The sequence below is a fragment of the Pseudoalteromonas sp. J2K-J979 genome (assembly GCF_058169715.2).
In genome coordinates this window covers 2,320,666-2,343,691 of sequence record NZ_CM200281.1, presented here as the reverse complement: position 1 = coordinate 2,343,691, position 23,026 = coordinate 2,320,666, and the positions used below count along the sequence as shown (strand labels likewise).

At 41.2% G+C, this 23,026-nt stretch carries 21 protein-coding genes; 12 read left to right on the top strand and 9 right to left on the bottom strand.

All coding sequences use genetic code 11. The annotated features are described in order from the left end of the window. The first annotated feature begins 72 nt into the window (after window positions 1-72). The 12 genes from rbfA (at window position 73) to AC3KVK_RS10790 (ending at window position 12,824) form a co-directional block, all read left to right on the top strand. Window positions 73-489, top strand: coding sequence for a 30S ribosome-binding factor RbfA (gene rbfA / locus AC3KVK_RS10845; protein ID WP_490313249.1), 417 nt, complete (start codon window positions 73-75; stop codon window positions 487-489). Further along, window positions 489-1,439 (top strand): tRNA pseudouridine(55) synthase TruB, encoded by a 951-nt coding sequence (truB, locus tag AC3KVK_RS10840; protein ID WP_490313250.1) that lies wholly within the window; start codon window positions 489-491, stop codon window positions 1,437-1,439. Before rbfA ends, truB begins: the two co-directional genes overlap by 1 nt. A 110-nt stretch (window positions 1,440-1,549) precedes the next feature. Next, entirely contained in the window at window positions 1,550-1,819 is a 270-nt protein-coding gene (rpsO, locus tag AC3KVK_RS10835; RefSeq protein WP_086742900.1) for a 30S ribosomal protein S15, read from the top strand. 206 nt (window positions 1,820-2,025) lie between these two features. Then, window positions 2,026-4,155: a polyribonucleotide nucleotidyltransferase gene (pnp, locus tag AC3KVK_RS10830; protein ID WP_490313251.1), complete on the top strand. Its 2,130-nt coding sequence runs from the start codon at window positions 2,026-2,028 to the stop codon at window positions 4,153-4,155. A gap of 157 nt (window positions 4,156-4,312) precedes the next feature. Then, window positions 4,313-5,188 carry a lipoprotein NlpI gene (gene nlpI / locus AC3KVK_RS10825; RefSeq protein WP_490313252.1) on the top strand — a complete coding sequence of 292 codons (876 nt, stop codon included), beginning with the start codon at window positions 4,313-4,315 and terminating at the stop codon, window positions 5,186-5,188. After that, window positions 5,188-6,771 (top strand): tetratricopeptide repeat protein, encoded by a 1,584-nt coding sequence (locus AC3KVK_RS10820; protein WP_490313253.1) that lies wholly within the window; start codon window positions 5,188-5,190, stop codon window positions 6,769-6,771. The genes nlpI and AC3KVK_RS10820 overlap by 1 nt, the downstream gene beginning before the upstream one ends. Before the next feature lie 223 nt (window positions 6,772-6,994). Then, window positions 6,995-9,787, top strand: coding sequence for a monovalent cation/H+ antiporter subunit A (locus tag AC3KVK_RS10815; RefSeq protein WP_490313282.1), 2,793 nt, complete (start codon window positions 6,995-6,997; stop codon window positions 9,785-9,787). Continuing rightward, window positions 9,787-10,152 (top strand): Na+/H+ antiporter subunit C, encoded by a 366-nt coding sequence (locus AC3KVK_RS10810; RefSeq protein ID WP_490313254.1) that lies wholly within the window; start codon window positions 9,787-9,789, stop codon window positions 10,150-10,152. Before AC3KVK_RS10815 ends, AC3KVK_RS10810 begins: the two co-directional genes overlap by 1 nt. Next, complete coding sequence (locus AC3KVK_RS10805) at window positions 10,152-11,669, top strand: monovalent cation/H+ antiporter subunit D (protein WP_490313255.1); 1,518 nt, start codon at window positions 10,152-10,154, stop codon at window positions 11,667-11,669. The genes AC3KVK_RS10810 and AC3KVK_RS10805 overlap by 1 nt, the downstream gene beginning before the upstream one ends. Further along, window positions 11,666-12,202: a Na+/H+ antiporter subunit E gene (locus AC3KVK_RS10800; RefSeq protein WP_490313256.1), complete on the top strand. Its 537-nt coding sequence runs from the start codon at window positions 11,666-11,668 to the stop codon at window positions 12,200-12,202. Before AC3KVK_RS10805 ends, AC3KVK_RS10800 begins: the two co-directional genes overlap by 4 nt. After that, the gene (locus AC3KVK_RS10795; RefSeq protein WP_086742907.1) at window positions 12,196-12,465 is read left to right on the top strand and encodes a K+/H+ antiporter subunit F; all 270 of its coding nucleotides are present in this window, start codon (window positions 12,196-12,198) and stop codon (window positions 12,463-12,465) included. The genes AC3KVK_RS10800 and AC3KVK_RS10795 overlap by 7 nt, the downstream gene beginning before the upstream one ends. A gap of 23 nt (window positions 12,466-12,488) precedes the next feature. Then, window positions 12,489-12,824 (top strand): Na+/H+ antiporter subunit G, encoded by a 336-nt coding sequence (locus AC3KVK_RS10790; RefSeq protein ID WP_490313257.1) that lies wholly within the window; start codon window positions 12,489-12,491, stop codon window positions 12,822-12,824. 391 nt (window positions 12,825-13,215) lie between these two features. Here the strand turns inward: AC3KVK_RS10790 and lipA are convergent, their stop codons facing one another. The 9 genes from lipA to mrdA all read right to left on the bottom strand — a co-directional run bounded on the left by lipA (window position 13,216) and on the right by mrdA (window position 23,019). Beyond that, on the bottom strand, window positions 13,216-14,181 hold the full coding sequence (lipA, locus tag AC3KVK_RS10785; RefSeq protein ID WP_086742909.1) for a lipoyl synthase: 966 nt from the start codon (window positions 14,179-14,181) through the stop codon (window positions 13,216-13,218). Next, a complete protein-coding gene (gene lipB, locus AC3KVK_RS10780) occupies window positions 14,178-14,831 on the bottom strand; it encodes a lipoyl(octanoyl) transferase LipB (RefSeq protein WP_490313258.1) in 654 nt (217 codons plus the stop codon). Before lipB ends, lipA begins: the two co-directional genes overlap by 4 nt. 36 nt (window positions 14,832-14,867) lie before the next feature. Then, window positions 14,868-15,146: a DUF493 family protein YbeD gene (ybeD, locus tag AC3KVK_RS10775; RefSeq protein ID WP_490313259.1), complete on the bottom strand. Its 279-nt coding sequence runs from the start codon at window positions 15,144-15,146 to the stop codon at window positions 14,868-14,870. 311 nt (window positions 15,147-15,457) lie between these two features. After that, window positions 15,458-16,078, bottom strand: a complete 621-nt coding sequence (locus tag AC3KVK_RS10770; RefSeq protein ID WP_490313260.1) for a hypothetical protein — start codon at window positions 16,076-16,078, stop codon at window positions 15,458-15,460. A gap of 12 nt (window positions 16,079-16,090) precedes the next feature. Next, on the bottom strand, window positions 16,091-17,938 hold the full coding sequence (locus tag AC3KVK_RS10765) for an IS1/IS1595 family N-terminal zinc-binding domain-containing protein (RefSeq protein WP_490313261.1): 1,848 nt from the start codon (window positions 17,936-17,938) through the stop codon (window positions 16,091-16,093). Between the two features lie 128 nt (window positions 17,939-18,066). Further along, complete coding sequence (locus AC3KVK_RS10760; RefSeq protein ID WP_490313262.1) at window positions 18,067-19,230, bottom strand: serine hydrolase; 1,164 nt, start codon at window positions 19,228-19,230, stop codon at window positions 18,067-18,069. A gap of 50 nt (window positions 19,231-19,280) precedes the next feature. Further along, window positions 19,281-20,042, bottom strand: coding sequence for a septal ring lytic transglycosylase RlpA family protein (locus AC3KVK_RS10755; protein WP_490313263.1), 762 nt, complete (start codon window positions 20,040-20,042; stop codon window positions 19,281-19,283). After that, on the bottom strand, window positions 20,042-21,148 hold the full coding sequence (gene rodA / locus AC3KVK_RS10750) for a rod shape-determining protein RodA (RefSeq protein WP_490313264.1): 1,107 nt from the start codon (window positions 21,146-21,148) through the stop codon (window positions 20,042-20,044). Before rodA ends, AC3KVK_RS10755 begins: the two co-directional genes overlap by 1 nt. After that, entirely contained in the window at window positions 21,145-23,019 is a 1,875-nt protein-coding gene (gene mrdA / locus AC3KVK_RS10745) for a penicillin-binding protein 2 (RefSeq protein ID WP_490313265.1), read from the bottom strand. Before mrdA ends, rodA begins: the two co-directional genes overlap by 4 nt. Window positions 23,020-23,026 lie beyond the last annotated feature (7 nt).

The window sequence follows — 23,026 nt, the reverse complement described above, 5'->3', positions numbered from 1 at the left end:
ATGGGGGCGTTAGCCCCCATTAGTGCTTTAACTAGCGAGTCATTTTGACTCCTGATTATATAAGTGGTGAAAATGAGAGATTTTTCTCGTACTGATCGCGTAGGTCAGCAAATTCAAAAAGAAATTGCGGTCATCCTACAAAGAGAAATTAAAGATCCGCGTTTAGGTATGACAACGGTTTCGGCTGTTGAGGTGTCAAGAGATTTGGCGTACGCCAAAGTGTTTGTCACGATTCTGAATACGGCAGATGAAGACAAAACTAAAGAAAGCATTGCAATTCTTAACGAAGCAACCGGTTATATCCGTTCTTTGTTAGGAAAACGAATTCGCGCTCGTATTATGCCTGATCTCAAGTTTGTACTTGATAGTTCATTGCTAGATGGGATGAGAATGTCCAACTTGGTTGATCAAGTGATCCGTGAAGATAAGAAAAAGCGTGGTGATGATCTGAATATTGAAGATACGCCAAGCCAAGAAGACGATAAATAATGGCTAGAAAATTAAAAGGCCGTCCTGTGGACGGCATTTTTTTATTAGATAAATCAATTGGTCTGTCATCGAATCGTGCATTACAGCAACTGAAGCATTTATATGGTGCGCAAAAAGCAGGGCACACAGGCGCACTCGATCCACTTGCGACAGGCATGCTACCTATTTGTTTAGGTGAAGCGACCAAATTCTCACAGTTTTTGCTTGATACAGATAAAACCTATGTGGTTCGAGCAAAGTTAGGCGTTCGAACGACGACATCGGATTCTGATGGCGAAGTTGTCTCAGAAAAACCAGTTGCGGTTGTGCGTGACCAATTACTGCAGGCGATTGAAAGCTTTTTGGGCACAACCGATCAATACCCGTCGATGTATTCAGCATTGAAATACCAAGGGCAACCTTTGTATAAATATGCCCGTGAAGGCATTGAAGTGCCAAGAAAGTGCCGAAAGATCACCGTTTTTAGTTTGACTCTAGACGAATTTGATCAAGAAAATAACGAAATACAAATGACAGCCCACGTTAGTAAAGGCACTTATATTCGTACAATCGTTGATGACTTAGGTGAAGTGCTAGGCTGTGGTGCACATGTGATTATGTTACATCGCAGTGGAGTCGGACATTATCCTGCTTCGCAAATGATGTCATTATCGGCCTTAGAGGCGCTGCTTGAAGAAGCACAAGTGTCTGGCCCGGAAGCCCATCCCTTATTGGACAGTTTATTATTGCCGATGGACACCGCATTATCGAATTTGCCGATTGTGACTATTAATGAAGAGCAAGAAAAAGCATTTAAGAATGGTCAATGCAGTGAAATCGACGGTTTACCGGATGGGATTTTTCGTGTTGAAGTGTTGCCTGAGCAGCGATTTATCGGTTTAGGTGAACGTAATGAGTTAGGGCAACTTAAATCAAAGCGCGGACTCTCAACACACCAAGAGCCGAACTAAGGTTTTTAGTTGTAGATTATTATATTTCTGGTAGAATTCGCCAGCTTAATCGTTTTGGCTGAATTAGTGATCGGCTAAGACACCTATTAAATATTATTTTTGGAGTTATTATGTCACTAAGTACTCAAGATAAAGCAGATATCGTAGCAAAATTCGCACGCGCTGAAGGCGACACAGGTTCACCTGAAGTTCAAGTTGCACTTTTAACTTTCGATATCAACAAGCTACAAGGTCACTTTGCAGATCACAAACACGATTTCCACTCTCGTCGTGGTCTATTACGTAAAGTTAGCCAACGTCGTAAATTGCTTGATTACCTTAAAGGTAAAGATTTAGCACGTTATGCTGCGTTAATCGCTGAGCTTGGCCTTCGTCGCTAAGAGAAAGATTTAAAAAAAGGGGCTTTTAGCCCCTTTTTTTTATTCTAAGCATCGACCATAATGTCGATGTTCAAGTATACTCACAGTCGAAATAGTACCAATTGTAGTAGTAAATCGGTCATTACCTTGAAATATAAAGGAAAAGTACAATTTACTACTGTAATTGGTATTTCGATTAATTTAAGAAAAATGTAAAGGAATCTCCATTGCAAGCAATTATTAAAAAATTCCAATTAGGACAACACGAAGTTACACTCGAAACAGGTGCTATTGCACGTCAAGCAGATGGTGCTGTATTAGCCAGTATTGGTGATACATCTGTGTTAGTCACTGTTGTTGGTAAGCGTGATGCACAACCAGGTCAAGACTTTTTTCCATTAACAGTTAACTATCAAGAGCGCATGTACGCTGCAGGTCGTATCCCTGGTGGTTTCTTAAAACGTGAAGGTCGTCCAAATGATGGCGAAACGTTAATTGCACGTCTTATCGACCGCCCAATTCGTCCACTTTTCCCAAATGGTTTTGTGAATGAAGTACAAGTGATTGCTACTGTTGTTTCAGTCGATCCTGAAGTACAACCAGATATGGTGGCGATGATTGGTACTTCTGCTGCACTTGCTATTTCAGGTATCCCGTTCTCAGGGCCAATTGGCGCAGCACGTGTTGGCTACATTAATGACCAGTATGTGCTTAACCCAACCCTTACTGAATTAACCGAGAGTAAGTTAGATTTAGTTGTTGCGGGTACTGATAATGCAGTATTAATGGTTGAATCAGAAGCAGACGTACTAGCTGAAGAAATTATGCTAGGTGCGGTTGTATATGGCCATGAGCAATCACAAGCAATCATTAACGCAATTAATGAATTTAAAGCTGAAGCGGGCAAACCGGCTTGGGATTGGTCAGCACCAGAGAAAAATGTTGCGCTAGAAGAGAAAGTAGCGGCATTGGCTTCTGATAAAGTAGGTGAAGCGTACCGTATTACTGATAAAGTAGCGCGTAAAGAAGCATTAACAGCTGCAAAAGATGCGGTTATCGCCTCATTGAGTGCAGAACTTGCTGAAGACGAATCATTAGATACGCAAGAAGTGTCGAAAGTATTCGGTTCATTAGAAAAGAAAATTGTGCGTGGTCGCATCACTGCAGGTGAAAAACGTATCGATGGCCGTGAACCAGATATGATCCGTGCACTTGACGTAATGACTGGTGTATTACCTCGTACTCATGGTTCTGCTATTTTTACACGTGGTGAGACTCAAGCACTGGTAACTGCAACATTAGGTACTGAACGTGACTCTCAGTTAATCGATGATTTAACAGGTACTCACAAAAACCACTTTATGCTTAACTACAATTTCCCACCATTCTGTGTGGGTGAAACTGGTTTTGTAGGTTCACCTAAGCGTCGTGAGATTGGTCACGGTAACTTAGCAAAGCGCGGTATCCAAGCGGTTCTTCCAACATTAACTGAATTCCCATATTCAATTCGCGTTGTATCTGAAATTACCGAGTCAAATGGTTCATCTTCAATGGCTTCTGTTTGTGGTACTTCACTTGCATTAATGAATGCTGGTGTACCAATCAAAGCATCTGTTGCAGGTATTGCGATGGGTCTTGTTAAAGAAGATGAAAACTTTGTTGTTTTATCAGATATCTTAGGTGATGAAGATCACTTAGGTGATATGGACTTTAAAGTAGCGGGTACTCAAAACGGTATTACTGCACTTCAAATGGACATTAAGATCGAAGGCATCACGCAAGAGATCATGCAAATTGCGCTTAAGCAAGCAAAAGCTGCACGTATCCACATCTTAGGTGTTATGGATGAAGCTATTGCTGCACCTTCTGAAGAATTGTCACAATTCGCTCCGCGCATTTATACAATGTCTATTCCTCCGAAGAAGATTGCTGAAGTAATTGGTAAAGGTGGCGCGACAATCCGCCAGTTAACTGAAGAAACAGGCACTACGATTGAAATCGAAGATGATGGTACTATTAAAATCGCTGCTACTGATGGGATCAGCGCTCAAAATGCAATCTCTCGCATTGAGCAATTAACTGCTGAACTTGAAGTAGGTGCAATTTATGAAGGTAAAGTTGTACGTCTTGTTGATTTTGGTGCATTTGTTAACGTACTTCCAGGTAAAGATGGCTTAGTGCACATTTCACAAATCAGTGAAGAGCGTGTTAATAACGTTGCTGACCATTTGTCTGTTGGTCAAGAAGTGAAAGTTAAAGTTGTTGAAGTTGACCGCCAAGGCCGTGTTCGCTTAAGCATTAAAGAAGCGATGGCGCCTGCAAAAGAAGCAGCTCCAGCAAGTGAACCAGAGGCTTAATTACTGATTCTCACATCAGAAATAATTAAGGGGCTGTAAGGCCCCTTTTTTTATGCTCTAATGGAGAACTATTTTACTGTGATCTATTCTAAGGCTTAGGTCAGTTTTTACTTTTAACTGCCAATAATAATAGAAGTTAAATACGTTAAGGAATTCAATGCGCTTAAAAAAAATTGCTGTTTTGTCACTACTTAGTGGCTTAATGATGGGTTGTAGTCTGACTTCAGATTCTCAAGATACAGGGGTGGTAGATGTCGCTTTTGCCACACCATTATCGACTGATTTTCGTAGTGAAATAGCAATAGCGCGTTATTCAGAATTGCTTTACCGTACCAATTTAACAGATGAGCAAAAAGCGCAGCTTTTATATGATCGTGGTGTCTTGTACGACAGCCTTGGCTTATCTACATTGGCCCGAATTGACTTTAATCGCACGTTAAATTTAAAACCAGACTTGCCCGAGGTGTATAATTTTTTAGGGATTCATTACACTTTGATGCAGCAATACGATAAAGCGTATGAGATGTTTGATGCGGTTCTAGACCTCAAAGCGGAGCATGAATATGCGTATCTGAATCGTGGTATTGCATTATATTATGGGCAACGACCGCAGCTCGCAGAACAAGATTTCAATGCTTTTTTAGCCTTAGCACCAAGTGATCCTTATCGGGTTGTTTGGCGTTATTTAGCTCAAAAAGAGCTGGATCCTGTCATTGCTAAACAGCAATTAATCAGTGCGGGTAGCCAACTAGAACAGAGCAATTGGGCGTATCAATTGATTCAGCTTTATTCTGGCGAATTATCTGAGCGCGCTTTTTTAGCTGGTTTGGATATCGGGGTTTCTTCACAACAAGAATTCGCAGAGCGTTTATGTGAAGCCTATTTTTATTTAGCAAAAAAACATTTGTCAGTAGGAAACCTTCGTAATGCAGAAGACTATTTCAAGCTGTCATTATCAACAAATGTCCACGAATTTGTCGAATATAAGTATGCCCGATTGGAACTAGAGCTCTTATATTCACACAGTGAGTAATGATTAACATTTCTAGTTATGTGTCACAAAAACCAGCCTTGAGAGTCTGGTTTTTGTGTTTTATTCTCAGTGTGTTAAGCCAGATACGAGCCAGTGATTGTGACTTTAGTTTAGCTCAATATCATTTTTTACAGGGTGAGATTGATTATGCGCCTTGGCTAATCAGCCAGCATCAAGTCCCAGAACAAGCTTATCAAGATATTGCTTTAATGCAGGTATTGGCGCGTCATCATGATCAGGAAGCTTTATATCATTTAGCCGAATTTTATGAACGAAACGAGCAACCAGAGTTCAGTGAGACTTATTATAAACAGTTGATTAAATTACGCTTATCTGCGAGAGAACATCGTGAAGCTCGCCATGCTATGGCACAATTCTACCATCGGCAGGGTCTTTGGTCTGCATTGGCCGACTTTATCGCAGCCGATGACCCTTTACTCTGGTCTTTTCGAAGTGCGTTTGAATTAGGACAAGATTGGCACCATGCCCCTAACGACGTGCAAACAAGTTTGAAAAAGCTGCTTGCGCATCCCATTGTTCATTCAACCTCAGAGTTAAAAGCATCACCAGATTGCCCAATCACCGTCGTTCCAGTTGTGTCAGATTTAGCATCCGGGCAACATTGGGCTCGATTGCATGATGCATTTAGAAAAGATCCCCAATTAAGCCAGTTGCCGGTGTGTTTTACTGAGATTTTATATCGAAGTAAAGATCAGCTTGGTTGCTCGATTAATACGCCTCAGCAAGCTATACAGTGCCAATTAAGCGGATTGAGCCATGACCGAAATTGGCCACGCAGAATTCGCAACCTAATAGTTATAAGTGATAGTGGTAAAGCAAATGTAAACCAAGGGATCCTATATTTAAGTAAAAAAAGTAGTTTCTCCGTTTATAAACACGAGTGGATGCATTTGCTTGGTCTTGAAGATGAATACCGCTTATCTAAACAAAGTAGTAAAAAACGCTGTTGGCTAGGTAATTCACTGAGTCAATTACACTATCGGGCAAACACTATCACTCAGAATGGTTTATTTCCTGTTGCGACCTGTGACCAGACGCATATTTCTGCTTATAAATCGATTGCATCTGCGACCATCATGGAGTTTTTAGATAAACCATTACCACAATCATATTTAGATAAAGCACAGTTGAATATCACCCACCATCGAAGCCAATTAGAGGTATTTAGCCGTGCTATGTTCAAACGAACCAATGAACTTTACTGGCTCGATTATGGCCTTGAGCTCGGCTTTCAAGGGAGTTACTTGCAGTATGCATTGGCATTAGAGGAAAAAGGGAAAATTACTCAAGCAATCGCCTATTTAAAACAGGCTTTGGATTGGCCACTTGCAAAATCAACTCTAGCAAGATTGCTTTACCAACAAGGCGATAAAGTTCAAGCACGAATTTTGTATGCGCAGGCTGCTGAGCAAGGAGACAGTTATGGGGAGTATTTTTATGCCAAGATGCTCGCTGAGGGGGAAGGGGGGCTGAGGGATGCAACTTTGGCGAAACAATTATTTCAAAAGGCACTATCAAATGGGAACCCATTAGCTAAAAAGTCAGTACAAATCGCGTTATAAGTAAACAAATCGCGACTTTTATCTTACAAAAATTGATTTTCATCTATATATCTATCGGCATTAATATTAAAAGTGATATGATTTCAAAGCGATAAAATTTGAGACTGCTTGAAGCTTTTTTAGCTTCTAAGTGAGTATCGACTCTTTATAAAAAGGAATAGTTTTGTTATTTATTGCTATACCTAATATGTTAAACATTGAATTAAGGAAATAAAATAACGTGATAGCTTTATTATGGATCCCCTTACTTTCATTGTTCGGAAGTATCCTAGCAGGTCTGAGCGGCCGCTTTGGTCGTACGACATGCACTTGGCTCACGGCATTAACCCCTTTTATTGCCTTAATGATTGCCTTCAATTATTCGTCTGCTGTTTTTGCCGGTGAGACGTTACTTTATCATCTCGATTGGATCCCAGCCCTTGGGATTGAACTGTCATTTCGTTTAGATGGTTTATCTTTATTATTTGTGTATATGATCTTAGGTATCGGTTTACTCGTTATTCTCTATGCCCGCTATTATCTGAGTGAAAATGATTCAATGGCAAAGTTTTTTGCCTTTTTAATGCTGTTTATGACTGCAATGCTGGGCATTGTCCTATCTAATAATGTGATTCAGCTTTGGGTTTTTTGGGAATTAACCAGTGTTAGTTCATTCTTACTGATTAGTTTTTGGTGGCAAAAATCAGAAGCGCGGCGTGGTGCCCGAATGGCGCTCACGGTGACCGGGGCAGGTGGATTAGCATTGTTGGCTGGTTTACTACTGCTAGGTAATATAGTGGGTAGTTATGATTTAGGTGTTATTTTAGAAAGTGGCGATTTGATTAAACAGCATGACTTGTATGTTGTTACTCTTGGGCTTATTTTATTGGGCGCCTTTACTAAGTCTGCACAGTTTCCATTTCATTTTTGGTTGCCGCATGCGATGGCAGCACCGACACCTGTAAGTGCTTACTTACATTCAGCAACCATGGTTAAAGCCGGTATTTTCTTGTTAGCGCGCTTTCATCCTGCATTAGCTGGCACTGAGTTTTGGTTTATGTTCGTAGGCTTAACCGGCTTAGCAACCTTGTCATTCGGTGCCTATATGGCGCTGTTTAAACATGATTTAAAAGGGTTGCTGGCGTATTCAACAGTAAGTCATTTAGGCTTAATCACATTATTACTTGGTTTAGATACACAGCTTGCAGTGGTTGCAGCAATTTTTCATATAATTAACCATGCTACTTTCAAGGCATCGTTATTTATGGCTGCAGGAATTATTGACCATGAAAGTGGAACTCGAGACATGCGTAAACTGAATGGTATGCTCAAGTTTTTGCCATATACCGCAACTTTGGCGATGGTTGCTGCAGCGTCTATGGCGGGAGTGCCTTTATTAAATGGTTTCTTATCAAAAGAAATGTTTTTTGCTGAAACTTTGCATCAGCAAGTTTTAGGTTCAATGTCATGGCTAATTCCGGTTGTTGCGACAATAGCTGCTGTGTTTTCAGTCGCGTATTCAATTCGTTTTATTCATGATGTTTTCTTTAATGGTGAGCCTGTGGGATTGACTAAAACGCCCCATGAGCCGCCGCGATATATGAGAATCCCTGTCGAAATATTAGTTGCACTCTGTATTGTTGTCGGTATTTTCCCTAATTTTGTGGTGAATGATATTCTCAGTGCCGCTTCGAGAGCTGTATTGGGTCCTGTATTACCTGAATACAGTTTAGCTATTTGGCACGGGTTTAATTTACCTTTATTAATGAGTGGATTAGCTGTACTCGGTGGTTTGCTGATTTATAGCCAACGTAAGCACTTATTTCATTTTCAAGCCTCTTTGCCGAGTTTTGATGCAAAAGAGTTTTTCGAGCAACGCGTTCAGCAGTTAGTGAGGTGGAGTCGCGAGTTTATTGACCGCCTTGAGAATGGCTCGTTGCAGCGCTATGTTTTATTTTTGCTTATGAGTGTGATCATTTTAGCTGGTATGCCGTTATTTGATATGGTGCAATTAGCAGGGACTAAGCCTCTTTCTGCCGTGACACCGAATGCTGCAGTGGGTGCGGGTTTATTGATTGCGGGTGCGCTAGCGACGTTGATTTGGCACCAAAATAGAATGGTTGCATTGCTGACTATTTCGGTTGTTGGCTTAATGGTCTCCGTTGCGTTTACCCGTTACTCTGCTCCTGATCTAGCCCTGACTCAATTAACTGTTGAAGTAGTAACTATCATTTTATTAATGTTGGCATTATTCTTCTTGCCACAAAAAACACCAAAAGAATCAAGCTCATTGCGCATTTTGCGTGATCTTGCAATTGCTTCAAGTCTTGGGGTAATAGTGGGAAGTTTATGTTATGCAATTTTGACTCGTCCCTTGTCTTCTATTTCTGATTTTTTCCTTGCCAACGCGAAAACCGGTGGAGGAGGGACCAATGTTGTTAACGTAATTTTGGTTGATTTTAGAGGTTTTGATACGTTAGGTGAAATTACAGTGCTAGGAATAGCTGCACTGGGTATTTATAAGATGTTGCTGAATTTACCTTTATTTATGCCTTCAAGAGATGGAGAGGGTCGACCTTGGGCACGTGAGCGCCATCCAATTTTATTGGCGTCAATTTCTCAAAGTTTATTGCCATTGGCATTATTAGTAACCGTTTATATCTTTTTACGTGGCCACAACCTGCCAGGTGGTGGATTTATCGCGGGTTTAATCACGGCTATTGCTTTTATCTTACAATATATGGCACATGGCTCTCAGTGGATTTATGATCGCTTTGATGTCAATTATCGTAAGGTGATTGCGTTTGGTATTGCGATTGCTTTTATGACGGGTATTGGTAGTTGGTTATTTGGCCGTCCTTTCTTAACAAGCTGGTTTGAGTATTTTGATATTCCATTAGTTGGAAAAATTGAACTAGCGAGTGCCTTAGTATTTGATTTAGGGGTGTATTTAACTGTGGTAGGTTCTGTCTTAATGATCTTAGCAAGTTTAGGAAAACTCACACTAAACCAACAGCCTGAAGCGGAGGGCAAGTAATGGAAGCCTTATATGCAACATGCGTGGGAATTTTAGTGGCTTGCGGTGTGTTTTTATTGTTACGCGCACGGACGTTTCCTGTGGTATTAGGGCTGACTATGCTCTCTTATGCTGTTAATTTATTTTTATTTTCATCGGGCCGCTTGAGCTTAAATAAAGCCGCTGTGCTTGGTTTTTCGACTGATTATGCCGATCCATTACCGCAAGCCTTGGTACTCACCGCGATTGTTATTGGGTTTGCGATGACGGCTTTTGTGGTTATTTTGGCGATTCGAGGGCGGGCTGATTTAGGGACTGATCATGTCGATGGTAAAGAAACAGAAGTAACAACTTCGGTGATGCAAGAAATCAAGGAGAGCAAGTAATGCACTTAGTGAGTTTAAGTATTTTACTGCCGATGCTTGCGGCAGTTGTGCTCTTATTGCCTCCATGTGGCAAAAATACAAAGATGCGACGTATTGCATCAGTTATTTTTGCTGTTCTGACTTTTATTGCCAGTATGGCATTATTACTTAAAAGCCAAGATGGTCAAACACTTGTGTATGCGATAGGTGATTGGTCTGCGCCTTTTGGAATTGTATTAGTCGGTGATATGACATCAGCCTTGTTAGTGACTTTGACCTCGTTCTTATCTTTGTGCTGTGTTGTGTACTCTTTAGCTGGAGATGACAAAAAGGGAAGTTTCTTTCATCCACTCGTTCATTTCCTTACATTAGGTGTTAATGGTGCATTTTTGACCGGTGATCTGTTTAACTTGTTTGTTTTTTTTGAAGTGTTGCTGATTGCATCATATTCATTGTTGATGCATGGGGCTGATAAACAAAAAACAAAGGCTGCATTGCATTACGTTATCCTCAACTTGGTCGGCTCAAGTGTCTTTTTGATTGCGCTCGGCGTGCTTTACGGGGTGCTAGGGACATTAAACATTGCAGACATGGCCTATAAAGTGTCAATGCTGAGTGGGGATGACTTAGCTTTAGCGAAGGTTGGCGGATTACTACTATTGATTGTTTTCGCTTTAAAAGCGGCGATTTTGCCTTTACATATGTGGTTACCAGCGACTTATTCAGTTGCCATTCCAGTGGTGGCCGCTATGTTCGCGATTATGACAAAAGTGGGTGTGTATGCAATGTTCCGTGTTTATACAACAATTTTTGGTCGTGAAGCTGGGGAGCTGGCGTTTATGGCGTCTAAATGGCTTTGGCCGCTCGCAATTATTACAATCGCCGTAGGCGCTTTTGGTGTACTTGCAAGTCAAGATCTTCGTCGCTTGGTGGCCCATCTCGTGGTTGTTTCTGTGGGGACGTTAGTTGCAGCAGTGGCAATGCAATCTGTCACTGCAACCGCAGCCGCTTTATATTATGTGATTCACTCTACTTTAATGGTTGCGGCGCTATTTTTATTAGCCGAATTAATCGCTGAGCAGCGTGGAAAAGCGGGAGATCGTTTAGTGCCTGCGCGTGCAGTCGCTCAACCATTTTTACTTGGTTGTTGCTTTATTGCCGCGGTACTTGCAGTGATAGGCATGCCACCATTTTCAGGGTTTATTGGTAAAATATGGTTCCTTAATGCTGCACTTGAAGGTGATGTTCACCTTTCTTTTTGGCCCGTTTATTTAGTCGTGAGTTTAATGGTCATGATTGCATTAAGCCGAGCTGGTTCAAACTTATTTTGGAAACAAAGTAATTCAGAGCCAAGTGACGAGCGCAGCCATCCTATCCAAATTGGAGTAATCATTGTTTTACTCGTGTGCTCGCCATTGATGGTGGTTTTTGCCGGTGCGATTAGTGAATTTACTTTAGCAGCCGCAGCGCAGTTACATGATGTTAGTGGTCATGTACAGAGTGTTTTAGGGCAGCCAATGGAGCAAGTACCGTTATGAGATTAGAAGCAAAATTTACCTGGTTGCCAACCCCATTTAGAAGTTTGATGCTATTTTGTGTGTGGTTACTACTGAATAATAGCGTATCAGTGGGTCACTTAATATTAGCGACTTTTCTTGCGATTGTGATCCCGCTATTAACCTTGCGGTTTCGCGCTCCTCAACCACTTATCTTGAAGCCGGGATTAGCATTGAAACATTTTATGCTGGTACTGTACGATATTGTCACAGCAAATGTTCAAGTGGCTTTTCTGATTCTTGGGCCAACTAAGCGCTTACGCCCAGCGTTTGTAAAGATCCCGCTGGATTTATCCCATGAGATGCCGATTACTATTTTAGCTAGCACGGTATCGCTCACTCCAGGTACGGTCAGTGCAGAAGTCTACCCAATCCCTGAAAAGTTGGACAAAGGCGAATTACCGGCTCAACGTTATTTATTAATTCATGTACTTGATTTGGATGATGAGCAGCAATTAATCGATACAATTAAACAGCGCTATGAGGCCCCTTTGAAGGAGATTTTCCAATGCTAGACACGGTAATTCTGATTGTATTGACTATGGTTGGGATCGCGTTGTTAATGAATTTATGGCGCTTAATTCTTGGTCCTACGCTCCCTGACCGTATTTTGGCGCTCGATACAATGTATATTAATACGATAGCTTTAATTATTTTATACGGTATTCGTGTTGACACGAACTTGTACTTCGAAGCAGCTTTGTTAATTGCAATGTTAGGGTTTGTCAGTACAGTTGCGGTATGTAAGTTTCTACTGCGCGGCGATATCATTGAATAGCCAACGATTTAGAAGGTTTTATTATGTTAATTTATGAATGGGTTGTGTCTATTTTACTTTTGGTTGGTGGAGTATTTATTCTGATAGGCTCGATTGGCTTGCTTAAAATGCCTGATTTTTTTATGCGGTTACATGGGCCCACGAAAGCCACAACTCTTGGGATGGCTGGAGTGTTGACTGCCGCGATGGTCTATTTTAGCTTGACTAAAAATGGGATTAGCGCCAAAGAAATCTTAATCTCGATTTTTCTATTAATCACCGCGCCTATCAGCGGTTATATGCTAATTAAAGCGGCTATTCACCATAAGCTGCCAGCTAAAAAAGAAACTAAAGGCTTAGATAATATCGAAAAAGATTAAGAGCTCTAGTAATCCGCAGGTATGTTTTTGATAGACTCTGAGTGTGATTCCTCATTACTTCAACTAGTTAAACTTGCTGTAACAAGGAATCAACCTCATAAAACAGACTAAAATGAGTTTTGTCTATCTTGTTTACTCTGGGCTCACTTTTGAATTTGGTGCGAATATGAACAAGTCCGCCAGCTAGCTTAAGCTCACTGATTTTTCCCACGTAAACTTGCATCATTTGATCGAGAAACAATAAGTTTAGATAGAGTTATATGAAGAGGTATTATGTGAACTAGCTGCTCTGATGAAGTGCGAGCAGGGGATATCTGGTCGCGACTGGAGTTTGACAGTTATTTCGAAACTGATATAAAAAAGGCTTAGTTCTCACTAAGCCTTTTTTGCATTATTTCACTTCTTTACCTGCAGCTTGTTGATCGGCATGGTAGCTTGAGCGGACAAAAGGCCCACACGCAGAGTGGACAAAGCCAATCTCATCGGCATATTCTTTTAAGCCATCAAACTCGACAGGTGGTACGTAACGTTTAACTGGAAGGTGGTGTTTTGACGGCTGTAAATATTGGCCAACAGTTAGCATGTCAACGTTGTGCTCACGAAGGTCACGTAATACTTGTTCAATTTCGCTGATTTCTTCACCTAAACCAACCATTAAGCCTGATTTAGTTTTCACATTAGGGTGGGCTTCTTTGAATCGGCGTAGTAGTTCTAGTGACCACTTATAGTCAGCCCCTGGACGCGCCAACTTATACAAACGCGGTGCAGTCTCTAAGTTATGGTTAAAAACATCAGGTGGTGTTTCGATTAAGATTTCGAGTGCGCGATCCATTCGGCCTCTGAAGTCAGGGACTAAGATTTCAATAGTGATCTTTGGGTTATATTTTCTGATTTCTCGAATACAGTCAGCAAAATGTTGTGCACCGCCATCACGAAGGTCATCGCGATCCACTGACGTAATTACAACATAACTAAGTTTCATATCACGAATCGTTAACGCCAGTTTTTCGGGTTCTGCAGCATCGGGTGCTAATGGACGACCGTGTGCGACATCACAAAATGGGCAACGACGGGTACAAATAGCACCTAAAATCATAAAGGTCGCAGTGCCGTGGTTGAAACATTCTGAAAGGTTTGGACATGAAGCTTCTTCACAGACAGAATGCAGTCCGTGTTTGCGCATAGCGCTTTTTATGCCATCAATGCGCTCAGTTGATTTTGGAAGACGGATTTTGAGCCACTCAGGCTTACGTAACATTTCAGTTTTTTCTGTTGGTAACACTTTTACTGGGATCAATGCCATTTTTTCGGCATCGCGCAGTTTAACCCCTGGTTGGATCTTTACTGGTTTATTCATTCGTTATCAAACCCTAGTTTTTGTTTGACGTCGGTGACGTTTAATTTCTCAACGATATGTTTTATCAAGCCTGCTTGTGCTTGTTCGATGGTTTTTGGACCTGCTAAATCGGATGACTGCACCATGGCCATTCCAGCGTAACCACAGGGGTTTATTCTTAAAAACGGCGCAAGATCCATGTTGACGTTTAAAGCTAAGCCATGAAAAGAGCAGCCACGTCTCACTCGAAGACCTAATGAAGCAATTTTTTTATCATCGACATATACACCGGGAGCATCAGGCTTAGCATAGGCGTTTACGCCATAATCGGCTAAAGTAGCCACGACACAATCTTCCAACCATGTGACGAGCTCTCTTACGCCAATTTTTAAACGGCGTAAATTAAACAATACGTACATGACTTGTTGCCCTGGACCGTGATACGTGACTTGCCCACCCCGATCGACTTTAACAACAGGAATATCACCTGGCATTAAAAGGTGCTCTTCTTTACCAGCTTGACCTTGAGTAAAGACAGGATCGTGCTCGACTAACCAAATTTCATCTGCACTGAATTCATCGCGATGATCAGTGTAATCCTGCATGGCCTGCCAAATTGGCTCATAGGCTTGTTGGCCTAGTTGGCGGATGATTATAGTTGGGTTACTCAAAATGGGATCCTTACAGCTCTATTTCAGCGAACGTAACTATAAAACGTGACGAACGTCTTCTAATTTACCCAATTCGTTATAAATCTTTTCGATGTGTTCTTTACTTTCTACACGCGCCACTAAATGCACAGATTCATAGTTGCCTTTTGCACTGGGTTTAACGGTTGGAGCATAATCGCCAGGTGCTACTTGTTGCATTACAACTAAGACTTGCTCAGTTAGTTGCTTGTTGGCTAACCCCATAACGCGAAAACTAAACGTACAAGGAAATTCAAGATATTCGTCAAATTTAGTGTTTTGGACAAGTTTTACCACGGTGCGTGAGCCTCAAAATCGGTTGTTTGGTAGATAGATATCCATCACTTAATACTAAAAAGTGGTGTTTAAGTCAGCTTTCATAGCACTACAGGATAGATAAATTTTAAAGGCAGGCATTTTAACATCGTTTTTAATAAAACGCTTATTAATAATCCTAATCTAAATACTAGCTTTATAAATTAAAAATGCAGGCTAAAGAGCAAGCCGTTTACTTAAAGTGGATCTAGCTTGAGATAGATTAAATTAAAGCAACTATAGAGTTTGATAACGCCTCTCTCTTTGTAGTTGCTTTATTACATATGAAAGTTTTAAGACCGCTTTTTAGCGCGATAAACCTCAATCATTAGTGCAATGATGCTTAAACCTAGAATTAGATATGCAAGCAAATCTAATAACCCAGAAATGATCGCGTCATCTTTATGCAAAAGAGCTGGTAACTTAATTTTCATTCTTGGGTTTACTTTCTCTATTATATTTTGAGAGACATTTAGTTTTACTTTTAGCTGATAAATAGAGCCTTCTGTAGCGCTAAACCTGTGTATTGATGCTCCATCCCCTCTAGCACTCCAGTATGCAGCTTCCCAGTTGTTTTCAACCTCTCCTGAAGCGATAGAGTTTCCACCTTCCGTAATCTCCCATAGAAGATTCGCTGGCTCCTGATTACCATTACACTCTGATTTCTGTAGTGAGACTCCGAATATGCAGCTAAGAATTTTAGATTCACCATTAAGCCTGTCTATTTCCAAATACAAGAAATGGTGTCCTGTATATTCGGCTTTGAATGTATCTTCATATGAAGTCTCAGCTTGATGTATGCCTAGATTCAATGGCACCCAATCGTATCTTGTGTAGTAAACCCTAGAAAATATCAAGATTAGACAGGCGATAGAAACAATTGTGATTGATACTTTAACGTCCTTTAATTTCATTTTTTCCCTTAATTATTCGTATTTTCCAAAATATAAAATTTTCTCTATAGCAACAGGCCCTTTAGCGAGTCCTAAGCGCATCGCTGGAGTTTCGCCTTTATCGTTTTTATTTGCGTAGTTGTAATACACACGGTAAATGTCAGCCATCTTTGTCAACATAGCAGGATTGTACGCTGAGTACCCATTCCAGTTTCGTGAAGCATTCGAACCTGACGAAAATGAACGCTCTAATAAGCCTACAGCTCGTCTAGCATTCATAAAGAATCTATCTACAGCATGAAGGCTAGCTTTGCGATACAAGTTGGCTTGATGCTCAATATCATACTTTGAAATATCTGTAACAGCAGCGACTAGCTTTTCAGATTCTGGCATAGTTGCAACAGGATAATCTAGCCATTGCTCGGTTGATTTTTTGATCGTAATTAGTTTATCAAGTCTCTCAATAATTAGCTGATTTACGACATCTCTAAACTGCTTGTTCGATAATTCATTGCGCTCGATACCAGTGATCTTTTTTATGAGTTTATTCGTGGCTGCTACAGCTCTACGTTTGTCATCGACACTGTTGTTTTTCAATGCTCTAACTAAAAATCCATCACTCTTTCCCAGTTTAATTTTGTCCTTAAAGATACCTAAGTAGGCTGTCTTCATACCAGTATCTTGATCCATGTAAAATAGAGTCTTACCAACATGTTGCGTCAGCTTATTAAGCAATAAAAAATGGGCTAGCATCGTGTATTCGTTGTGAACTAAAACGCCTTTAGCGGGTAACTTTATATCCCCATCAATGTTTTCTGAGCTTTCAGGATTTGAAGACGATAGTTCATGCTCTATTTTGTTTTCGATTTCTTCTACTAGCAATATTAAAGAGTCAGTGCTTGAGCTAGCACTCGCTGTTATAGCTTTAGATAATTCGCTTTCTAGCCAAATTCTTGCAGTGACTCTATGGTGTTTAGGTTTGTCGTTGTCACCATATTCTTCCGCAAGACTTTCAACTTCAAACTGATTAATGGTTTCATCAAAGTTGAAATTGAACGCGAAGACATACCCTGTTCTTAAACAGGCTGTGCTAATACCGTACATTTCAGTGGTGCGCTTATCTTCTCTTTTAGTCCAGTTTGTAGTCTGTACCTGTCTATCAGTTGATAAATACAAGCGATCAAGCTTTAACTTTCCTTCAATAAGTCTAAGCTCACGTTCTTTCACGAAACTTAAGCACTGACGATGGATAAAGTCGATTTTATCGTAAAGTGTTTTAGGTGAGATATTGAGATGCTTTGCAATTCTTCTAAGCGGTGCGTGCATCACCAATAAATCAAATAGCCTTATATTGATTTCAGGTCGTTTCTGCTGCCTTGATTGCCTTCCTACAGTGAATGTCTTTTTGCAGTGTTTGCACTCGTATCGGGGCGTACCAGCCCTCGTATATCCTCTTTTTTTAATAGAAGGTTCAAAAAATTCAACGGTGTAGGTTGGACATTGTGTGTTAGGGCATTTTACTGCTGGCTCCATCAAATAATGTGATAGGCGCTCGTATTCCTGATAAATGGCATAGTTACTTTTTAAATCGGAAGAGACAGTTACATTATCACCTGCTTTTTTCTTCTTTTCACAAGCCTTACAAACGATTGAAGCTTCAAACTTTGCACTTCCAGAAGTTTTATAGAGTGGATGGTGTTTGGCTACTTGACGATGCTGAGGATTGGCGTTAGATTTTTGCCCTGATGATGCTCGTTGTGTACTGTCCTCAGGCGAGATCCCAAAGTTATCACATCTAGTAAATTTACAACAATTTACCTGTATTCCATTAAACGATTCTGGGAAGGTAGGCCAATCTTTCTGGCAAGATTTCTTTCTCAAAAAAATACACCATAACTAAGGTAACTACCTCAATTATAGTGCATTTATGTGCATAGTTAAGCCGTTAGCACCACTTTAGGTAAACGGCTTGGCTAAAGAGCCTGCATTTTAAAAGAACGCTTAACAGATTAGTTGGCTAATTGTAAACGAAGGTAGTCGTAAATTTGGCTAAAGAAGCTGCCTTCTTCGACCTCTTCTAATGTTACTAATGGGTACTGAGCGATGTCTTCACCGTCAAGTTGTAAGAATAACGTGCCTACGTTAGTTCCTTTAGCGATAGGAGCTTCAAGGGTTTTGTCTAATTTAAAGTTAGCCTTTAAATTTTTAGCTTGGCCTCGAGGAATGGTAATTGGGGTATCTTCAACAATTCCCAAAGAAACCTCTTCTTTATTGCCCATCCATATGCGTTGGCTGGCAAAGGTATCGCCCGCTTTATAAGGCGTGATTGTTTCATAAAAGCGAAAGCCGTAATTTAATAACTTTTTACTTTCGACTTTACGAGCACGTTCACTATCGGTGCCCATTACAACAGCCACCAAGCGCATGTCACCTTTTGTAGCCGAGGTGACTAAACTATAACCAGCTTCAGAGGTATGGCCTGTTTTGATACCATCAACATCGAGGCTCTCATCCCAAAGCAATGAGTTGCGGTTATATTGTTTGATACCGTTAAATGTAAATGATTTTTCGGCATAAATTGCATATTCTTCAGGCACATCGCGAATGAGTGCAATTCCTAAATTAGCCATGTCGCGGGGAGTAGTGTAATGCTCATCCGTATCTAAGCCATGGCTATTGATAAAGTGAGAATTGGTTAAGCCGAGGCGCTGCCCATGTGCATTCATGAGATCTGCAAAGGCACTTTCACTGCCTGCAATATGCTCGGCCATCGCTACGCAGGCATCATTGCCTGATTGAATAATGATTCCGCGATTTAAGTCTTCTACAGTTACTTTTTTACCCACTTCGATAAACATTTTTGAAGAATCGGGAAAATTCTTACTCCATGCTTTTTCGCTGATCGTGACAACATCACTAGGGAGGATATTTTTATTCTTTATTTCTAGACCAATCACATAACTTGTCATCATTTTGGTCAGTGATGCTGGGGCTAATCGCTCATCTGGCGCGCCTTCGGCAATCACCTTTCCAGTTGTGTAATCAACTAAAAAATACCCTTTAGCATTAATTTGAGGAGGTGCAGGAAGAATTTGCGCATTGGCGCTGAAAATGCCAACAGTACAAACAATCGTGCAAACGTTTTTGAGCAAAGTGTTTTTTAATCGTTTCATTATAATAATTTAATTGGTTAATAGAATATGTGTGTTGCTAAGGTATTATCCTAAAGCAACTGTTCACTGTAAAGCAAGAAGGCTTCTTTGTGGCCATCTCGCTGAATGGTTGCTAGCGTTGTCTTCGCTTGCGTTAAGTCTTTCATAGGACCGATCTTCAGGCGAAAAATTCCATCTCTATGATTAATAATATTCTCTACTTGGTATTTGTTACGCAGTTGTTCAGCTAACACCGTCATGGTGTCTGTTTTGCTTGCTGCGGCAACTTGAATATAAATATAGGGATGAGGCTGGTCATCGAGTGTAATGGCCTCTAACTTAACCCTCGCTGTACCAGAGCGATAATAATCCAGTTTATAAGCCGCAGCGTAAGATAAGTCGATAATTCGGTCATCATGAAAAGGGCCGCGGTCATTAACACGAACAATTGCCGATTTACCATTATCTATATTGGTGACTTTAACAAAGCTTGGTAATGGCAATGTTTTATGGGCGGCCGTCATGGCAAACATATTATAAACTTCACCATTTGAGGTTTTATGACCATGAAATTTTCGCCCATACCAAGAGGCAATCCCCTCCTTTTTGTATCCGGTTTCATCTAACATCGGCTTATAACGTTTGCCTGCAATGCTGTAGGGGCGACTTGCAGCAATGCTTTTTTTTGTCGCAACCACGATGGCATCTTGTTGTTCTAACTGCGTGGGTTTACGAAGGGGTGCTGCATCATGGCGCATATCATATCGGCTGCTACTACAGCCACTGAGAAAGCTCAGTCCTAATAAACCCAGAAAGAAAAGCCAATTTTTCATCAATTGATTACCACCTTTTTATGAGTTGCAATAGACATTATAATGCCAAACCCGGCCATCAAGGTCACCATTGATGTTCCGCCATAACTGATGAGTGGCAGAGGGACGCCGACCACAGGTAAGAGCCCCGAAACCATACCAATATTGACAAATACATAAACAAAAAAGGTGAGAGTGAGGCTACCAGCCAGTAACTTACCGAATGCATCTTGTGCATTGACTGAAATATAAAGTCCACGCCCAATAATAAACAAATATGCAGCGAGGAGCACGGTGACACCAACCAGACCAAACTCTTCTGACAATACTGAAAAAATAAAATCAGTGTGGCGTTCAGGTAAAAACTCTAATTGAGATTGTGTACCTTGTAACCAGCCTTTGCCTTCTAATCCTCCAGAACCAATCGCAATTTTTGATTGGATAATGTGATAACCCGAACCAAGTGGGTCACTTTCTGGATTTAAAAAGGTGAGGACACGTTGTTTTTGATAGGCGTGCATACCATAGGTCCAAAAGACCGGTGCAGCTAAGCCCGCAGCGGCGCCCAGAAAAAGTATCAAACGCCAACTAATTCCGGCTAAAAATAATACGAAGATCCCTGAACTGGCAATAAGAATAGATGTGCCTAGATCCGGCTGCTCTTTGATCAAAATAGTCGGAACCATGACTAACGCAAAACCTACGACTAAATGAATTAAGCGTGGTGGTAGATGGTATTTACCGATATACCAAGCCACCATCATCGGTACGGCGAGTTTCATAATCTCTGAAGGCTGAAACCGTGTAAAACCTAAATCAAGCCAGCGCTGGGCACCTTTGCTACTTACGCCCATGACTAACACAGCAATGAGTAAAGCAAGTCCAATCCCATAAAATAAAAAGACCCATTGTTTATAGGTACGAGGCGAAAACTGCGCTAATACAATCATGGCCACTAATGCTAAGCCGATCCGCTTACTTTGGCGGATCAACATGCCGATATCTTGGCCGCTGGCACTGTAAATAATAAATGTGCTAGCACTGAGCATAGTGATTAACGCTAAAAAGAGCGGCCAATCTAAATGAATCCTATCCCAAAACGATTTTTGACTGTGCAACGAGGTCATGGTGTGTCTGCTCGAGATTGTTGTGAGGAGAAATAGTAATCCATTAACTGACGCGCAATAGGCGCTCCTACACTACTGCCGCCACCGGTATTCTCAACGGTCACCATCACGATTATTTCGGGGTCGCTGTAGGGAGCAAAGCCAATATATAAGGCGTTATCGCGGTGTTTTTCTTTTAAGTTATCGGCGTCATATCGCTCACCTTGTGCGATGCTAACAACTTGTGCGGTGCCTGTTTTTCCTGATGGGTCGTAATCAGCGCCGACAAAAGCAGCATGTGCGGTGCCTGTTTTCTTGTAAACAGTGTTATGCATCGCATCAATGGCAATTTGCCAATTATGAGGATCTTTCAGTGCAATCGGTGGTTTCTCTTCATTATTGATAAGTGTTACCTCCTCGCCCAACTTAGTTAATGAGACTAAGTGAGGAGGGTTGTTCACGCCCTTATTGACCATAATATTGGTGGCATTGGCAATTTGCATGGGGGTCGCAGTCCAGTAACCTTGACCGATGCCCACAGAAATCGTATCACCTCGCCACCAAGACTCTTTAAATCGTTCTTTTTTCCATTCTTTGGAAGGCAAAATTGCAGATGTTTCTTCATAAATATCCACACCTGATAGCTCACCAAAGCCAAATTGGGCCATAAAATTACTGATTTTATCGACCCCAGCTCGAAAGGCGATATCGTAAAAAAATGTATCACATGACTCCTCGATGGCTTGATACACATCGACCGCCTTACCGTGACCCCAGCGCTTCCAGTCACGCCATCGGTGTTCGACATTAGGAATTTCGAAAAAACCAGGGTCAAACATGGTAGTGGTTTCAGTAATTAACCCTTCTTCAAGGCCAAATATTGCCATTAAAGGTTTTATTGTCGAAGCCGGTGCATAGCTACCTTGGGTTGCGCGGTTAATGAGCGGCCGATCAGCGTTAAGTAATGCTCGATAATCGGCGCGGCTGATCCCGTGAACAAATAAATTAGGGTCATAGCTTGGATTTGAATAGAGTGCGAGTACGCCGCCATTTTTTGCATCGAGTACGACCACAGCACCTCGGCTGTCTTTTAGCGCATATTGGGCTATTTGTTGTAATCCGACATCCAGTGTTAAAACAAGATCTTGCCCTGGGATTGGGGGGGTAGAGCTTAACGTGCGTAGAATTCGCCCACGGTTATTTATTTCGACTTCTTGAGAACCCACCGTTCCATGCAGTGTATGTTCATAATATTTCTCAAGTCCTAGCTTTCCGTAATAGCGGGTTGCGCGATAATTGGTCTCAAGTCCTTCTTGTTGCAATTGAGTGAGTTCTTTTTTATTTAATTTGGCAACATAGCCTAATGCGTGGGTGAGTGTATCACCAAATGGATAGTGTCGAGCAAGACGGGCTTCGATGTTAAATCCGGGGAATTTATGTTGGTGTGCTGAAAATTTAGCCACTTGTTCTTCGTTCAGGCGAGATTTTAACACTTGGCTCTTAAAGCGACGCTGTTGTTTGATATCGTCTAAAAAGTCGTTTTTTTCGGCTTCGCTGATATCTAAAATAACACTCAGTCGAGCCAGTGAGTCGGCCATATCACCGACATCTTCAGGGATCGCTTCTAAATTAAAAATCGGCCGATTTTCAGCAAGGATGACACCGTTTCTGTCGTAAATTAGCCCACGATTAGGTGCGATCGGCACAAGTTTAATTCGGTTGTCATTCGAGCGAGTTTGATAACTTTGGTGCGCAGTTACTTGAAGGCGGTAAATATTAACAAAGAGAATCGCGATAAGAATAAGGACAAACACAAAAGCGATAAAGGCACGCCGAGCAAATAAATTGGCCTCGGCGGAATGATCTCTGATAGGGCTTCGTCGCTTGAACATAATTCAG